This window comes from Oerskovia sp. Root22 (assembly GCF_001429135.1).
GTDB classification, from domain to species: Bacteria; Actinomycetota; Actinomycetes; order Actinomycetales; family Cellulomonadaceae; genus Oerskovia; species Oerskovia enterophila.
Genome location: NZ_LMIL01000001.1, coordinates 296,666 through 313,740 on the forward strand (window position 1 = coordinate 296,666; position 17,075 = coordinate 313,740).

11 protein-coding genes are annotated in these 17,075 nt (G+C 74.0%); 9 read left to right on the forward strand and 2 right to left on the reverse strand.

The features are described from left to right. The first annotated feature begins 20 nt into the window (after positions 1-20). Both pnuC and ASE15_RS01190 read left to right on the forward strand, forming a co-directional pair. On the forward strand, positions 21-650 hold the full coding sequence (gene pnuC, locus ASE15_RS01185; RefSeq protein WP_082618080.1) for a nicotinamide riboside transporter PnuC: 630 nt from the start codon (positions 21-23) through the stop codon (positions 648-650). Continuing rightward, positions 647-1,693: an AAA family ATPase gene (locus tag ASE15_RS01190; RefSeq protein ID WP_056760642.1), complete on the forward strand. Its 1,047-nt coding sequence runs from the start codon at positions 647-649 to the stop codon at positions 1,691-1,693. The genes pnuC and ASE15_RS01190 overlap by 4 nt, the downstream gene beginning before the upstream one ends. 37 nt (positions 1,694-1,730) lie before the next feature. Here the strand turns inward: ASE15_RS01190 and ASE15_RS01195 are convergent, their stop codons facing one another. Next, positions 1,731-2,048, reverse strand: coding sequence for a YbjQ family protein (locus tag ASE15_RS01195; protein WP_231907757.1), 318 nt, complete (start codon positions 2,046-2,048; stop codon positions 1,731-1,733). Positions 2,049-2,207: 159 nt separating this feature from the next. On the opposite strand from ASE15_RS01195, the gene ASE15_RS01200 reads away from it, so the two are divergent. The 6 genes from ASE15_RS01200 (at position 2,208) to ASE15_RS21330 (ending at position 12,270) form a co-directional block, all read left to right on the forward strand. Continuing rightward, on the forward strand, positions 2,208-5,033 hold the full coding sequence (locus ASE15_RS01200; RefSeq protein ID WP_056760645.1) for an HAD-IC family P-type ATPase: 2,826 nt from the start codon (positions 2,208-2,210) through the stop codon (positions 5,031-5,033). Positions 5,034-5,144: 111 nt separating this feature from the next. Then, positions 5,145-6,767: an AAA family ATPase gene (locus ASE15_RS01205; RefSeq protein ID WP_056645168.1), complete on the forward strand. Its 1,623-nt coding sequence runs from the start codon at positions 5,145-5,147 to the stop codon at positions 6,765-6,767. Further along, positions 6,764-7,864 carry a hypothetical protein gene (locus tag ASE15_RS01210; RefSeq protein ID WP_056760648.1) on the forward strand — a complete coding sequence of 367 codons (1,101 nt, stop codon included), beginning with the start codon at positions 6,764-6,766 and terminating at the stop codon, positions 7,862-7,864. Before ASE15_RS01205 ends, ASE15_RS01210 begins: the two co-directional genes overlap by 4 nt. Beyond that, a complete protein-coding gene (locus ASE15_RS01215) occupies positions 7,861-9,801 on the forward strand; it encodes a VWA domain-containing protein (RefSeq protein ID WP_056645164.1) in 1,941 nt (646 codons plus the stop codon). Before ASE15_RS01210 ends, ASE15_RS01215 begins: the two co-directional genes overlap by 4 nt. Next, complete coding sequence (locus tag ASE15_RS20625; RefSeq protein ID WP_056645162.1) at positions 9,791-10,459, forward strand: hypothetical protein; 669 nt, start codon at positions 9,791-9,793, stop codon at positions 10,457-10,459. The genes ASE15_RS01215 and ASE15_RS20625 overlap by 11 nt, the downstream gene beginning before the upstream one ends. Before the next feature lie 170 nt (positions 10,460-10,629). Continuing rightward, positions 10,630-12,270, forward strand: a complete 1,641-nt coding sequence (locus ASE15_RS21330; RefSeq protein ID WP_056760652.1) for an AMP-binding protein — start codon at positions 10,630-10,632, stop codon at positions 12,268-12,270. Positions 12,271-12,277: 7 nt separating this feature from the next. On the opposite strand, the gene ASE15_RS01230 is transcribed toward ASE15_RS21330, so the two are convergent. Continuing rightward, on the reverse strand, positions 12,278-12,958 hold the full coding sequence (locus ASE15_RS01230) for a hypothetical protein (RefSeq protein ID WP_056760655.1): 681 nt from the start codon (positions 12,956-12,958) through the stop codon (positions 12,278-12,280). A gap of 320 nt (positions 12,959-13,278) precedes the next feature. On the opposite strand from ASE15_RS01230, the gene ASE15_RS01235 reads away from it, so the two are divergent. Next, positions 13,279-16,899, forward strand: coding sequence for a S8 family serine peptidase (locus ASE15_RS01235; protein WP_082618081.1), 3,621 nt, complete (start codon positions 13,279-13,281; stop codon positions 16,897-16,899). Positions 16,900-17,075 lie beyond the last annotated feature (176 nt).

Sequence of the window (17,075 nt, forward strand, 5' to 3'; positions counted from 1 at the left end):
GGTGCCCCTAGGGTGTCCCGGTGAGCATCGAGGAGATCATCGGCTTCGTGACGGGCGCCCTGTGCGTCTGGCTGGCCGTCCGGCAGAACGTGTGGACCTTCCCTATCGGCCTCGCGAACAACGCGGTGTACGTGATCCTGTTCGCCTCGACGGGGCTCTACGCCGGCGCGGGGCTCCAGGTCGTGTACCTCGTCCTGGGCGCGCTCGGCTGGTACTGGTGGGTGCGCGGCGGCGAGGCGCACCGTGCGCTGACCGTGCGACGGACCCCCGCGTGGGTCTGGCCCGCCGCTGCGGTGGGCGCCGCCGCGGCGACCGCGCTGCTGGTCTGGGTCCTGTCGACGTGGACCGACTCGACCGTGCCGTTCTGGGACGCCCTGACGACCTCGACGAGCCTGGTCGCCCAGCTCATGCTGGGGCGCAAGTGGGTGGGGAGCTGGTGGGTGTGGATCGTGACCGACGTGATGCTCGTCGGCCTCTACGCGAGCCAGGGGCTGTGGCTGACGGCCGTCCTCTACGTGGGCTTCATCGGCCTGTGCGCGCTGGGCCTGCGCGACTGGTCGGCAGAGCTGCGCGCCGGCACGCACACGAGCGCGGGCACGCCCACGGAGCCCGACGGCCCTGTGCCCGCAGTTCAGCAGGACGCCCGATGACCCGGTTCGCGCACGGCCTCGTGATCGGCAAGTTCTACCCCGTGCACGCGGGCCACGTGAACCTCGTGCGCACGGCGCTGTCGCGGTGCGAGCGCGTGACCGTCCAGGTGCTCACGGCCTCGCAGGAGTCGATCCCGGGCGAGGTCCGCGCCGGGTGGCTGCGGGCCGAGGTGCCCGGCGCGCACGTCGTCACGGGACTCGACGACGCCCCGGTCGACTACGCGAGCCCCGACGCGTGGGCCGAGCACGTCAAGGTCATGGAGTCGCTCCTCGACCCCGCCGACGCCCCCGTGGACGCCGTGTTCACGTCGGACCGGTACGGCGTCGAGCTGGCCCGCCGGTTCGACGCCGAGTGGGTCCAGGTCGACCCGGGCCGCGCGGTGGTCTCGGTGTCCGGGACCGCGGTCCGCGCCGACCCCGGGGCGCACTGGTGGGCGCTGCCCTCCTCGGTCCGAGCGTGGTTCGCGCGCCGCGTCGTGGTGCTCGGTGCCGAGTCGACCGGTTCGACGACCCTGGCCACCGAGCTCGCCGAGCACTACCGCCTGGAACCCGTGCTCGAGTTCGGCCGCGAGTGGTCGGAGGTCCGTCCGGGAGGGCTCGAGGCGCCGTGGCACACCGCAGAGTTCGACCTCGTCGCCCGGGAGCAGGCCCGGCGCGAGGACGAGGCCGCGGCCCTGACCCCGGTCCCCCTGGTCGTGTGCGACACCGACGTGCTCGCGACGACCCTGTGGCACGAGCGCTACGTCGGCTCACGGTCGGCGAGCGTCGAGGCGCTCGCCGCGACCCGCCGTCCCGACCTCTACCTCCTCACGGGCGACGAGATCCCGTTCGTCCAGGACGGGCTGCGCGACGGCGAGCACATCCGCCACGCGATGCAGGACCGCTTCCGGGAGGTCCTGGCCGGGCAGGACGTGCCGTGGCTCGAGGTGCACGGAGACCGGGCGAGCAGGCTCGCCCGGGCGATCGACGCCGTCGGGCCGCTGCTCGCCACGCCCCGTGCCGTGGCCGCGCCCATGACGCAGGCCGGGACCGACGCCTACTGAGCCGGGCCGCGAGCGCCCCTCCGGCGCACCCCCGCCGTCAGGGCGCGAGCACCACGGCCGTCCCGTACGCCACGATCTCCTGGTAGCCGTTGCCGACCTCGTCGCTGTCGTAGCGCATCGCGAGGATCGCGTTGGCGCCCTGCGCCGTGGCCTCCTCGACCATGCGGGCCACGGCCTCGTCGCGTGACTGCTGGAGCTGCTTGGTCAAGCCCTTGAGCTCGCCGCCGACGATCGACTTGAACCCCGCCCCGATCTGCGCGCCGACGTTGCGCGACCGGACGGTCAGTCCGGTCACCTCGCCCACGACCTGCTGCACGGTCCGGCCCGGGACATCGTTCATGGTGGAGACCAGCACGGTACGTCCTCCTCACGGTCGCGCGACTTGCGCGACGTCTCCCTCACCGTAGGAGGTCCCCGGTCGCCGCGCCCGGTGGGGCCGAGGGGCCGTGGAACGCTTCGTCCCACCCCGGCGGCTCGCCGCGTGGTCGCGGGCCCGCGGGGTTTGAATGGACGCATGAGCGCCTCGGACTCCCCCACCGCGACCGCGACCGCCGAGCCGACGCCCTGGGCGCTCCCGCCACGAGCGGTGCTGGCCGAGGTCGGGTCGAGCGACGAGGGGCTCACGGCCGACCAGGCCCGGACGCGGCTCGCCGAGGTGGGCCCCAACCGGCTGGCCCCGCCCGCGCGCACGCCCTGGTGGCGCCGGGTGCTGTCGCAGTTCGACGACGTCCTCATCTACATCCTGCTCGTGTCGGCCGTGCTCAAGGCGATCGTGGGCGACTGGATCGACTTCACGGTGATCCTCGCGGTCGCGGTCATCAACGCCGCGATCGGGCTGGTCCAGGAGGGCCGGGCCGAGAAGGCGCTCGACGGCATCCGCAGCATGCTCTCGGTCCACGCGCAGGTCCGGCGCGACGGCGCCTGGACGCAGATCGACGCCGACGACCTGGTCCCGGGCGACGTCGTGCGGGTCCGGTCGGGCGACCGCGTCCCGGCCGACCTGCGGCTGCTGGAGGGGGTCAACCTCCGGGTCGACGAGTCGGCGCTCACGGGCGAGTCGGTGCCCGCGTCCAAGTCGAGCGACCCCGTCCCCACAGGGGCCGGGGTGGGCGACCGGTCGAGCATGCTGTTCTCCGGCACCCTGGTCTCGGCGGGGACGGGCACGGGCGTGGTCGTCGAGACGGGCGAGACGACCGAGATCGGCCGCATCCAGACCCTGATCTCCGAGGTGGACTCGCTCGAGACCCCCCTGTCGCGGACGCTCGACGCGTTCGGCAAGAAGCTCGCGGTCCTGATCCTCGTGATGGCCGTGGTCATGGTGGTCATCGGGCGCGTGGTCCACGGGTTCGACACCCCCGAGCTGATCTCGGCGGCGATCGGGTTCGCGGTCGCCGCCGTGCCCGAGGGCCTGCCGGCCCTCGTGACGATCACGCTCGCGCTGGGCGTGCAGCAGATGGCCCGACGACGGGCGATCACGCGCCGCCTCCCGGCCGTCGAGACGCTCGGCTCGGTGACCACGATCTGCTCGGACAAGACCGGGACGCTGACCAAGAACGAGATGACGGCCCGCACCGTGCGGACCGCGGCGCACGAGTACGCCGTGACGGGGATCGGCTACGCGCCCGACGGCGAGGTCGACCTCGACGGCTCCCCCGCGCTGCTGGCCGAGCACGCCGACCTGCGGCGCCTGGCCGAGGTCATGACGCTGTGCAACGACGCCCGGATCGTCCGGTCCACCGTGGAGGGAGGGGGCCGAGGCCCCGAGGGGACCGACGGACAGGGCGGACACGACGACGACGCCGGCGAGGGCGACGCGCCGGGCTGGCGGCTCGTGGGCGAGCCGACCGAGGGAGCGTTGCGGACCCTGGGCCTCAAGGCCGGGTTCGACCCGACCGGGTGGCGGCGCGTCGCGCTCGTCCCGTTCGAGTCCGAGAACAAGTACATGGCCACGCTGACCCAGGACCCCGACGGCGGTCTCCACGTCCTCGTGAAGGGCGCCCCGGACCGCGTGCTCGACCGGTGCGCGACCCAGACCGGCGCGGACGGGCGGCCCGAGCCGCTCGACCGCGACCTCTGGTACGAGCAGATCGACGCGATCGGCGCCCAGGGTCTGCGGGTCCTGGCCGCTGCGCGCGCCGGTGCGGCCCCTGGTCGGACGACGCTCTCCCCCGAGGACGTCGAGGAGGGCCTCGAGCTGGTCGGACTGGTCGGCATCGTCGACCCGCCCCGCCCTGAGGCGATCGAGGCCATCGCCCAGTGCCAGGACGCCGGGATCACGGTCAAGATGATCACGGGTGACCACTCGGGCACGGCCCTCGCGATCGCCCGCGAGATGGGGATCGTGCCACCGACCGGCGCCGGGGACGGAGCACCTGCGCCCCAGGTCCTGACGGGTGCCGAGCTCGAGGCCATGAGCACCGAGGAGCTCCGCGCGGTGGTCGAGGACGTCGACGTCTACGCGCGCACGAGCCCCGAGCACAAGATCCGCATCGTCTCGGCGCTCCAGTCACGCGGGCAGGTCGTGGCCATGACGGGCGACGGCGTCAACGACGCCCCCGCGCTGACCCAGGCCGACGTCGGCGTCGCGATGGGGATCAAGGGCACCGAGGCGACCAAGGAGGCCGCCGAGGTGGTCCTGGCCGACGACAACTTCGCGACGATCGAGCGGGCCGTCGAGGAGGGGCGACGGATCTACGACAACCTGCGCAAGTCGGTCCTGTTCCTGCTGCCGACCAACGGCGCGCAGTCGCTCGTGATCCTCGTCGCGGTCCTGCTCGGGTGGGCGCTGCCGCTCCAGCCCGTGCAGGTCCTGTGGATCAACATGGTCACGGCCGTCACGCTGTCTCTCGCGCTGGCCAACGAGCGGGCCGAGCCCGACATCATGTCGCGCGCGCCGCGCGACGCCAAGGCCTCGATCCTCACCGCGGCCTACCTGCGACGGGTCCTGCTCGTCTCGGTCCTCATCGGCGGCGCGACCATGGCCGTGTACTTCGTCGAGCGCGACCAGGGCATGAGCGTCCCCGAGGCCCAGACCACGGCCGTGACGATGCTCGCGCTCGGCCAGCTCGCCTACCTGTTCAACTGCCGCTTCCTGGACCGGTCGTCCATCACGTTCGCGGTCCTGCGGGGCAACCGGGCGGTCTGGTACTCGGCGGGCGCGCTCGTCGCGCTGCAGGCCGTGTTCGTCTACGCGCCCTTCATGCACTCGTGGTTCGGCTCGGCGCCGATCGGGCCGCGCGAGTGGGGCATCACGCTCGGGCTCTCGGTCGTGGTGTTCCTCCTCGTCGAGGCCGCCAAGGCGTTCGGAAGGAGGCGGACCTCCGCCGCACGGTCGAGGTAGATCGACGAGGTAGAGGGTTTCCGTCGAGGTAGAGGTCCCCAGACCTCTTTCTCGACGAGAACCCTCTACGTCACGGCGAAGCCCCACGCACTCTCCTGGCAGAATCGCTCCGTGACCCCCGCCGAGCAGCAGGACCTCGACCACGTCTCCTCCGCTCCCACGCGCCCCGGGCCGGCGGCCACGAACCCGTTCGACCTGGACGTCGCGGACCTGTTCCGCACGCCCGTGTCCGGCGCCCCGGGCACAGCCGGGACGAGTCACGGCTCGACGACGTTCGCGCCGCTCGACGAGAAGCTGCGCCAGGCGTACTTCTGGGTCGTCAACCACGCGATCATCAGCCCGCACTACGACGTCGAGTTCTCGGCCGGCCCTACGGCCCCGGACGTCTCGTTCCGCCTCGGGGACTCCCGGGCACGCCTGAACCTGCCGAGCGACCAGTCGTACTCGAGCTTCGTGCTGCTCCCGCTGCTGACGTTCGCGGTGCGGGGCCGTTGCCTCATGGTCGGCGGCCCGGGGCGCGGCAAGACCGCGAGCGCCGTCCTCATGGGCGTCCTCGCGGGCTACCCGGTCCGGGACGTGCGGCGCGCGATGCAGCACGGGCACCCGCAGCTCACGGTCTCGGACCTGTTCGGCACGCCCCTGCCCAAGGACCTGGTGCAGGCAGACTCGCTCGCCGACGTCGACGTCGCGTGGCGCACGTGGCTGGGCATGCGCGTCAAGATCGTCGACGAGTACAACCGCATCCCGACGCGCACGCAGTCGGCGCTCCTGACGGTCCTGGCCGACGGCTACGTCGAGGTCTACGACCAGGTCTACGAGACGGGTGCCGCCGCCTGGTACCTCACGGCGAACGACGACGCGGGCGGTGGGACCTACCAGGTCGTCGACGCGCTGCGGGACCGGATCGACGTCGTCGTGCACGCGCTGCCGTTCAACAACCGCTTCCTGGGCGACCTGGTCGCGCGCGCCGAGCGCGGGGTGCGTCCCGAGGAGAACGTGCCCCCCGAGATCGTGTTCGACGCCGACGAGCACGACCGCCTGCACCGCGACGTGCTCGCGGTGCGCATCCCGGTCCCGGTGCGGCGACGGCTGGAGTTCTTCGCGAGCCAGCTCGAGGTGCTGGAGCGGGCCGCGTGGCAGTTCGAGTACCGCACCAAGGACACCGCGAAGCTCGCGGGGATCGACCCGCACCTCCTGGCCGCGGCCGACACGGGCCGCGACCGGCTGGGCGACATCGGCGCGCAGACCCTCAACGGGCTCTCGGTGCGGGCCCTGCAGTCGCTCATCTCGTACGCCAAGGCCATGGCGTTCTTCCGCGGCAACGCCGAGGTGGACCTCGCGGACCTGCGCGCGGTGCTCCCCTTCGTGCTGCACGACAAGCTGGTCCCCGACCTGCAGTCCGCACCCTTCGACGACGAGGAGCGCGAGCCCCTGCGCGCCGACCGCGTCTCGTGGATCCGTGACCTGTTCGACACGGCCTGCCAGCAGTACGACGCCGCGGGGCTCGACCAGGACGACCCCGTGGCCGAGATCCTCTCGGCGGTCGAGGCCGGTCTCGAGGGGCTGGGCGAGGCCGAGGTCCTGCGGCGCACCGCGCAGATCGAAGGGCTGCTGTCCCTGTGGCAGGACGCGGTCAAGCTGCACGGGAACGTCTACGAGGACGCCCTGGTCCTGAAGTACGCGCACCAGCGCTACACGAACTACCTCGCGTGGCTGCGCTGGAGCGGTCAGTGAACGCTCGCCACCCCGACGACGGCAGCGGCCCCGGCCCCGGCGAGGACTCCCCGACGCGCTCGCCGTTCGCGGAGCACCTGGTGCAAGAGCGCGACCACCTCAACGCGGTGCTCGCGCGCGCGGTCGCGCTCGGTGCGGACCGCGACGACGTGGCCGGGGCCGTGCGCGAGCTGCGCCCGGTCGTCGACGGGCTCGCTCCCGCGCTCGACGCCGGCGAGCTCGCGGGCGTCGTGGACGCGCTCGTGTCCACGGCGACCCGGTGCGTGGCGGCTCGCCGGTGGCGCTCCGACTCGGCCGAGCGGTGGGCGGTCCTCGCCCTCGCGCCCCAGGTCCTGCCGTGGCTGCGCACCGCCCCGGCCGTCACGGTGGCCGCGCTCACGGACGCGGCGCGCCCGGTCGCGGCGCGCGGGGACGCGACCGGCTGGGGACGGCGTGTGTCCGCTGCGGCCGAGGTCGCAGGAGCCGCGACGCTCGCGGCCCGGGGCGGGCCGGCGTCCGAGGGGCTCGCAGCGCCCGGCTCGCCTGCCGCCACCGTCCGCGACGTCGTCCTGGTCGCGGCGTGGCGCAGCGGCCTCGTCCGCTACCGGCAGGCCGCGCTGCGCGCCGCGGCGTCGCTCCCCTCGCCCGTCGCCGCGGCGGCGCTCGACCTGGCCCCGGGGACCGACGTCGGCGCGGTCCTCGAGCGGCACGCGAACGACCCGTGGTGGTGGCCCGGGCAGGCCGCCTCGCACGGCGCGGCCCCCGCGGTCAGCCGGTTCGGGGGCTTCCGCGGGTTCGGCGGTCCGTGGCTCACGCTGCCGCTCGTCGTCGGGCCGCTGCCCGGTGAGCCCGGCCTGCTGTGGGCCGTCCGCACGGCCCGGCCCCAGGCCGAGGACTGGACGCTCGTGTGCGACGTCCACGGGTGGGCCGCGCTGCGCGCCGCCCCGGGGGCCGAGGAACGGCCTGCCCCGGGCGCGACCGACCGCACCCCGCCCGCCGGCGTCCCCTGGCTCGACGACGTGACCGGGCAGGCCTCGACGCTCACGCCCTCGACCCACCTGACGCTCGTCAGCCGCGAGCACTCGTACTCGCTCGACCTGGTACGGGCACCCCGATGACGGGTACGCCCACGCCGGGCCCGACGGCGGCGGACGGCTCCGCGTCGCTCCCCCCGGCGCCCGGCGCCGGCACGCGGCACGCACCGTCGCGCACGAGGCTCCGCGACCGGTGGCTCGCGGCCTGGCCCGAGGCCCTGGCCGCCTGGGGCACGCAGACCCGCCTGCACGCGCCCGTGCTGCACCACGGCGACGACCGGCCCCAGGACGTCGGGTCGTTCGCGTGGTTCTCGACCGTGGACGTCGAGGTGCACATCGACCTCGACGACATCGCCGAGCGCGGGCTCGAGGACCACGCGGTCGCGGTGCTCGCGCACGAGATCGGGCACCACCTGCTGTCCCCCGGCGACCTGACGACGAGCGCCCGGATCCTCTCGCGCGTCCGGGACGGCCTGGTCGACCTGGACCCGCTCGCGGGGGCCATGGCGAACCTCTGGTCCGACCTGCTGGTCAACGACCGTCTGCAGCGGCGCGCGGGCCTCGACATGGCGGCGATCTTCGCGGCCCTCGGCGCAGGGCGGGCACCGCTCGCGCAGATGGTCATGCGGACCGACGAGATCCTCTGGGGCCTGCCCCGCGGGACGCTGACCCATCCCGACCACCCCGTGCCCGAGCGCGAGGCGAGCCTGTGCGCGCGCCTCGTGCGGGCCTACGCCAACGACCCCGTGGGGGGTGCGGGCGGGTTCGCCGCCCTGATCCGCCCGCTGCTCGTGGCCCCGCCGTCCGACGAGCCGGGCGCCGCGCCGGGGGGCTCGGCCGACGGAGCAGGTCCCGCGGCGGACGGCGGGAGCGGCGCAGCCCTCTCCGGCGGGCAGCACGGCATCCTGTGCTCGCAGTCGGAGCCCGCGGGAGCCGTGCCCGCGGGCCTCGCGACCGACCCCACGCTCGGGCGACCCGTGCTGCACCCCGCGGTTGATCCGCGCGTGACGGGCGCGACGCCGTCGGGCCCGGACGAGGAGCGTCCCCTCCCTGTCCCGGCGAGCGACGCGACCGGGGCCGCCGACGCCCTGGGCCAGGCCATCTCGCCCGCGCACTACGACGCGGTCCTGCGGCTGCTCGGCCTCACGACGTCGAGCGCGCAGTCCGCCGCGCGCTGGTACCGCGAGCACGCCATGCGCTTCCTCGTCCCCTTCCCCGTCCGGACGGACTCCCCGGTCGACGAGGAGCTGCTCGGCGGGCACGAGCAGTGGGACCTGGGCGAGGACCTGGCCGACGTCGACTGGGCCGCGACCGTGCTGCGCTCCCCCGTGATCGTCCCGGGGGTCACGACCGTGCGCCGCGTGCACGAGCAGCAGGACGGGCACGACCCCGCGCCGCGCCCGTACGACCTGGACCTGTACCTCGACTCGTCGGGGTCCATGCCCAACCCCCAGCAGCGGCTCGCACCCATCGCCCTGGCCGGGGCGGTCCTGGCCCTGTCCGCGCTGCGTGCCGGTGCGCGCGTCCAGGCCACGACGTGGAGCGGCCCCGAGCAGGTCGCGGGCACCGACGGCTTCACGCGCGACGCCGACGCGATCCTCGCGGCGATCGTCGCGCACTTCGGGGGCGGCACCTCGTTCCCGGTCCCCCTGCTCGAACGCACCCACCTGGGCGACCCCGTCACGGGCGCCCCGGCCGTGCGCACCCGACCCGCGCACGTGTCGGTCATCTCCGACGACGGGATCAGCTCGATGTTCCTCGACCACCTGGGCGGTTGGCCGCGCGACCCTTCCGCACCGCGAGCCGCGTCCGACGACACGCTCGCGGCGCGCGCCGTCCGGGCCGCAGGGGGCGGCGGCAGCCTGGTCCTGCAGGGCAGCGACGAGCTCGCCCGACGCGTCGCCGGCTGGGCGCCCGGCTACCGGACGTTCGCGGTGAGCTCGACCGAAGACCTCGTGCGCTTCTCGCGCGACTTCTCCCGCACGCTGTGGACCACGAAGGGAGCGGACCGTGCCCGCTGACACCACCTCTGCCGGGCCCGCCGGCTCCGTCGGACCCCGATCCTCCCGGCCCACGGTCGAGGGCCCCGCCCTCGCGGTCCTCGTGCAGCGCCTGACGCTCACGCCGCCCGACGTGCTCGATCCCGGGGTGCACGTGCCCGCCCTGGTGGGCGACGCCGTCGACCTCCTGGCCCTGAGCGTGCCCGGCTGGTGGCAGCTCGACGCGCACGCCCGCACCGCGCTCGACCGCACGTGCGGGGCGGGGGCGCCCGCGGCCTCGCGCGCCGGGGCCGGGATCGCGGTCTGGCTCGTGCGCGCTCCCGAGCTCACGCGCCTGCCCCACCTGCGGGAGGCCGCGCCCGACGGCCCCGCTGCCTGGCTCCTCGCCGTGGTCGACGCCCTCGCGCACGACCTCGCGCCCGTGCGCGACCCGCAGACCTGGGTCTCGTCCCCCGAGGGGCGCGAGGAGGCCGCACGCGCGTTCCTGCGCGCGGCACGGCTGCGCCCCGCGGGCGAGAGCGACGCGGTCGCCGAGGACCGCTGGTCCGCGGTCAGCACGGTCGAGCAGCGGCGCGTCGACCGGGAGATGGCCGAGGAGGTCCGGCGCTCGGAGGAGCTCGCCAAGGCCCTCGCGGCCAAGCGCGCGGCCGAGGCCGCCGCGCAGTACGCGAACTACTGAGGCGTCGCGCGGGCCAGGGGGCGAGCCGCGCTCGGGAACGCGTCGCAGAGCGCGAGCCCATCGAGCCCCTGGACGCCGGGCGCCGCCCGCACGGTCCCCGCAGGAGCCCGACCGTTCACGTACAGTGCGACGACCGACGACGACCTGTCCCTCACCCGTCGAGGAGTCCCGTGCCCCCCGCCCCTGACGCACCCCCGTCCCCCGACCTCCCCAGCGGTGTCCCGGACGCGCTGCTCGGCGAGTACGCACCGTTCGGCAACGTCGCGCTCGACGACGCCGAGCGCTGGCCCACGCTCACGCCCGACGGCGCCGCTCGCCTCGACGCGCTGCGTCACCACCCGGCGGCACCGGTCTGGGTGCACGCGACGGGCGACCGGCTCACGGCCGACGACCTGCCCGTGCTCGCCGCGACCGCGCGCCGGTTCGCCGGGGCCGACAGCGGCAGAGACGCCGGCCCCGGGGACGACGGCCGCGACGACGCCGGCCCAGGCGCAGCGCTCCGCACCGGCACCTCCCGCACGACGGCCGAGCGCGACGTCCCCCCGTGGGTCACGGACCTCGTCGAGCGCGCGCACACGGTCGTCCCGCGCTACCGGCGTGCCCGGGACCAGCGCCGGAGCCACGCTCGTTCCCCGCTCGACGACCTGCCCCCCGTGACCCGCGACGACCTGCGGGCCGACCTCGCGTCGTTCGTGCCCGTCGACGTCGACCTGTCGCGCGTCCTCGAGGGCACTAGCTCGGGCAGCACCGGGGCGGCCGTGGTCGTCCCGCTGCACCCCGTCGCGGTCGCGGCCGACCTCGCGCTCCTCCACCTCCTCGTCCGGGACGCCGGTGCGGCCTGGGTACCGCACGAGGACCGGCTGGGTCTCGCGAACCTCGTCGACCAGCGGGCCGCCTTCACGTACGCGTCGGCCATGACGGGCTTCGACGCGGCCTCGGGTCGGGCCGCGAGCGACGTCGCCGTGCCGCTCATGGCGCGCGTGAACCTCGACCCCGGCGCGTGGCGGGACCCGGCCGACCGCTCGACGTTCCTGCGCGGGACCGACCCGCAGGTCCTCAGCAGCTCACCCCTCCCGCTGCTGGCGCTGGCCGACCTCGACGCGCGCGAAGGGCTCGGCCTGCACCCGGTCGCGGTCGTGAGCGGGGCCGCTCACCTCACCCCGCCCGCGCGGGCCCGGCTGCGGGCCGCGTGGGGCGTCCCGGTGATCGACCTGTACGGCCTGCGCGAGACGGGCGCGGTGGCCTCGCGCGCGGACGACGGCCCGTTCGTCGTCGTCCCGCGTCGTGTCTGGGTCGAGATCCTGTCCGACGACGGCACGCCCGTCCCCGACGGGTCGCCGGGCGAGGTCGTGGTCACCACGGACGAGAACCCCTACCTGCCGCTCCTGCGCTACCGCACGGGAGACCGCGCACGGATCGTCCGTCCCCACGGGCCTGGTGGGCGGGTCGAGCTGCACGACCTCGAGGGGCGCTCGCCCGTGCGCTACCTGCACGCCGACGGGCGCTGGCTCGGTTCGGTCGATGCGACCCAGGTCCTCCAGGCGGCCGGGATCGCGGCCTGGCAGCTCCACCAGCGCGCCGACGGGACGATCGACCTGACCGTGGTGCCGGACGCACCCGTGGGCGGGGCGCCGTCGGGCCACGGTCCGGTCGGCGCGTCCAGGCCGGGAGAACCCGCAGCGGGCTCGGCTGCGCACGCCCTGCGACGGTGGATCGGGCGCGACGTCGTCGTGACGGTCACGACGCCGGCCCGCCTGGGACACGGCCGGGCACGCCGCTACTCGAGCGACGTGCCCGGCGGTCAGGCGTGAGTCCCGGTCAGCCGATGTTGCCCTCCGGGCGGAAGACGATCGACGAGGTGCGGTCGTTCATGGACCCGAGGCTCGTGCACAGCGGGACGCAGTTGGTCGTGGTGCCCGAGTAGTTCTCGCCGTCGTAGAGCGTCGACCAGCACCGGGCGTAGGTCGCCATGGAGCTGATGTTGTTGTTCATCAGGTAGGTCGACATCTTGGGGAACCCGTAGGTGTTGCCCGTCATGCACCCGTAGCCGCTGCTGCCGTAGAAGACCTTGGCGCCACCGGTCTGGTTGGTGTTCTTGTACGCGATGCCCAGCATCATGGAGCTCGCGGCGGCGGTCGTGACCGTGCCCGCTCTCGCCGCCTGGGGCGCGGCCGCCGCCTTGGCCGCCTGCTCGTTCGCGTAGCCCCGCAGGGCCGTGATGTCACCCGCGAGGACGCGCGGGTCCGTCACGGGCTCCCCCGAGACCGACTCGAGCGCCTCGCCGAGCGTGTCGAAGCACGCGGTCGTGGGCGCGGGGGTGAGGGCGATGTCCTGCCCGGCCGGTGTCGGCTGCGCGATGACCGTGCAGACCTGGTCGTCGGTGGGGAATCCCTGCGACGTCAGGTCGGGACCGCTCGCGAGGGCCGGTGCCCCGCCGATCCCCCCGAGGACCAGGACGACCGCCGAGACGCCGGCCAAGCGCGTGATGCGTCGTGACATGTGGTGCTCCTTCACAGCGTGGGCCGGGAGCCTCCGCGACCTCGCGAAGGACCGACACGTGGGTGAGGACCGACAGCGGGACAACCTCGTCCCACGCCCCCGCACCGATCCTAGGGGTAGGTCAGAGCAGTGTCCCGTTTGTCCCCTGTGTTCACCCGCGGCCACCGGATCTGTTGCCCGGGGCCCGCGTGACGCGCGGTCGCACGGCTTCCCCTATAGCGTGCAGGCACGGTCGTCTGCACACAGCCGTCGGCGACCGCAACGGGGGAACCACCAAGCACCTTCAACGCCACCGGTCCGTACCGGGGAAATGAGTGTCGATGAAGCACCGTTCGTTGTTAGCTGCAGTCTCTGGACTGGCGGTGGTCGCGGCCTCAGCGCTGCCCGCCGCGTCCGCACCGTCCGACCCGGCCGGCCCGTCCGGCCCCACCCTCACCTCGCAGTCCTCGGAGTCGCTCGCGCTCGACCAGGGCAAGGTCGCCCCGTCGCTCGCCGAGTCCTCCGGGACCGTGACCGCGTTCGTCCAGCTCGACACCCCCTCGGGGGTCGACCTGTCGGAGCAGGGCGCGAGCGCCGCGCAGGTCGAGGACAACCAGGCAGTCGTCGAGCAGCTCGCGGACAGCGTCGTCCCCGCGCAGACGAACGCCCGCAGCGCCCGTGCCGCGGGCGCGCCCCAGCAGGTGTCGGTCACGAGCAAGCTCGTCCCCGGTGTCGTCGTGACCGGTGACGCCGAGCAGGTCCGTGCCCTGGCAGGTGACGACAAGGTCGTCACGGTCTACCGCATCGTCCCCAAGACGCCCTCCAACAAGGGCACCGACGCGTTCACGCGGGCCCTCGAGGCATGGCAGAGCACGGGCTACACGGGGCAGGGCGTCCGGATCGGCATCATCGACACGGGCATCGACTACACGCACGCGGGCTTCGGCGGCCCGGGCACGCAGGCCGCCTACGACGAGGCGTACGGCGTCAAGGGCCAGGGTCCCGTCCCCGCGGGGACGTTCGACGACGCCAAGTACCTCGGCGGGTACGACTTCGCGGGGTACGACTACGACGCGTCGGGCACCGTGCCGGGCACGTCGCTGATCCCGACGCCGGACGAGAACCCGATCGACTCGCTCGACTCGATCGGCTCGGGTCACGGCTCGCACGTCGCGGGCACGACGGGCGGCTACGGCGTCCTGGCTGACGGGACGACGTTCGACGGCGACTACACGACCCTCACCGACATCTCCGACTGGACGGTCGGGCCGGGCTCGGCCCCCGAGTCGGGCCTGTACGCGCTCAAGGTCTTCGGTGACCTGGGCGGCTCGACCAACGTCGTGGTCGACGCGCTCGAGTTCGCGGCCGACCCCGACGGCGACGGCGACCTGTCCGACCGGCTCGACATCGTGAACCTGTCGCTCGGCTCGGACAACAGCCCGGCCGACGACCCGGAGAACCTGTTCATCGACCAGCTCTCGCGCCTGGGCACGCTCGCGGTCGTCGCGTCGGGCAACGCGGGCGACGTGACCGACGTCGGGGGCTCGCCCGGCAACGCGCGCACCTCGCTCACGGTCGCGAACTCGGTGGGCAACACCCAGACGTTCGACGGCGTCGAGGTCACTGCCCCGGCGGGCGTCGCGGGCTCCTATCCCGCGCAGAACTCGCAGAGCTACGCGGGCGACGCCGACGTGACCGCGGAGGTCGCGTTCCTGGGCGCCACGGTCAGCGGGTGCACGCCCCTGACACCGGCGCAGGCCACCGCCACGGCGGGCAAGATCGCGTTCCTCTACTGGGACGACGACGACGCCACGCGGGCGTGCGGGAGCGCGGCGCGCTTCAACAACGCGCAGGCCGCGGGCGCGGTCGGCGTCCTGCTGTCCTCCGAGCTCGAGGTCTTCGCGGCCGGGATCGCGGGCAACGCGGGCATCCCGGGCGCGCAGCTCACGGGCCCGAGCCACGACGCGCTGCGTCCGGCGATCGAGGCGGGCGGCGTCGTCCTGACACTGGGCCCGTCGCTCGCGAACTCGTCGTTCGTCGAGATCCCCGCGATCGGGGACACGCTCAACGCGGGGTCCTCGCGCGGGGTGCACGGCTCGCTGGGCGTCGTGAAGCCCGACGTCGCCGCACCGGGCACGGGGATCTCGTCCGTGGCCTCGGGTCGTCTCACGCAGCCCGGCATCAAGTCGGGCACGTCGATGGCCACCCCGCACGTGGCGGGCATCGCGGCGCTCGTCAAGGAGGCCCACCCGGGCTGGAGCGCGCAGCAGGTCAAGACGGCCGTCATGAACACGGCCTCGCACGACGTGTGGACGGGTCAGGGCGGCACGGGCACGGCGTACGGCCCCGAGCGCGTGGGGTCGGGGCGCGTGGACGCGGTCGACGCGGTGAAGAACTCGACCCTCGCCTTCTCGGCGCAGGACAAGGAGCTCGTCTCGGTGTCGTACGGGCTCGTGCCCGTGGCGGACAAGACCGTCAAGGAGCGCCGCACGGTCGACGTGCAGAACACGGGTTCGCAGACCGTGAAGTACGCGGCGGCGTTCACGACGTCGAGCTCCGCAGGGGGCGCGACCGTCACGGTCTCGCCCGCGGACCTCACGATCCCCGCGGGGCAGACCCGGACGGTCACGCTGACCCTGACGGCCGACCCGGCGACGCTCGCGAAGCAGCTCGACCCGACGTCGGCCGCGACCACCTCGGGCGTGCCGCGCGACTTCGTCGGCATGCTCACCGGTCGCCTGGTCCTGACGCCGGAGTCGGGCAGCGAGCTGCGCGTCCCGGTCCAGGCCGCGCCGAAGCTCGTGAGCGACCTGACGGGCAAGGACGTCACGTTCCTGAACCAGGACACGTCGGCCGAGCTCGACCTCGACGGACGCGGCGTGGCCTCGGGCGGCTGGACGTCGCTCGTGGCGCCGTTCGAGCTCAAGGCGACGAGCCCGCGGCTCGAGGCCGATGCGGCCGAGGGCTCCTCGGCCTCGGCGGTCGCGTCGGGTGACATCCGCGCTGTCGGCTTCACGTCGAGCGCGCCGCAGTACGCGGCCGCGGGCGACGACCCGGGCGCGGGGCGGATCGGCATCGGCGTGGCCATGGACGGTGACTGGGCCTCGCTCGGTGGGGTCATGTTCCCGTCGGTCGAGACCGACGTGGACGGTGACGGCTCGGCCGAGTTCGAGACCGTGGTCCGCAAGTACAACGAGTCGGACCTGACCCTGGCGACCACGTACACGCTCAAGGACTGGACCGGTCCGGACGGCGAGGAGTACGGGGCGGGCGAGGGCGTGCTGCTCGAGCCGGTCAACTCGGTCTGGGCGAACGTCGACACGTCGGTCTTCGACAGCAACGTGCTCGTGGTGCCGATCGCGATCGGCAAGCTCGGCATCGAGCCGGGCACCGTGCCGTCGTTCACGGTCGCGACGTACTCGTACTACGGGACGCAGCCCGACCAGTCGATCGACCGGGTCGGACCGTTCACGGGCGACCCGTACGACCCCGCGTACTGGTTCAGCGGCGGCGGACAGCTCCTGTTCGTGGGCGCCGACGACGCACCCGTCACGGTCAACCGGTCGGCCGCGGCCACCGAGGCGGGCACGGGCGAGCTGCTCCTGCTGCACCTGCACAACGCGAGCGCGGGCAAGCGCTGGCAGACGGTCGGGGTCTCCACCCTGGACGCGTCGGTCGAGCTCACGGTCACGGCGCAGTCGCGCTGCGTGTCGGGCAAGGCGCAGGTCTCGGTGCGCGCGGTCAACGACGGTGACGTCAAGGCCGACGTCGTGGTCGAGACGCCGTTCGGTACCAAGACGTTCAAGAACGTCGCGCCGGGCAAGTCCGCGTCGCAGTCGTTCAACTCGCGCGAGGTCTCGATCGACGCCGGCGCGGCGACGGTCACGGGCACGGCGATCATCGACGGCGTCAAGGTCACGACGCCGTTCGAGGCCGGGTACGAGGCGATCAGCTGCGGCTGACACCTCGCCCCCTCGGGGGACGGGTCAGGGTCGGCGTGACCTCGAGGTCACGCCGGCCCTGACCCCAGAGCTTCTTGCGCATGACGAAGGGCGCGACCCCACGGGTCGCGCCCTTCTGGCGTCCCCGGGTCCAGAAGACACCGAGGGACCGTTCAGGACGAGCGTGGCCCCATGTT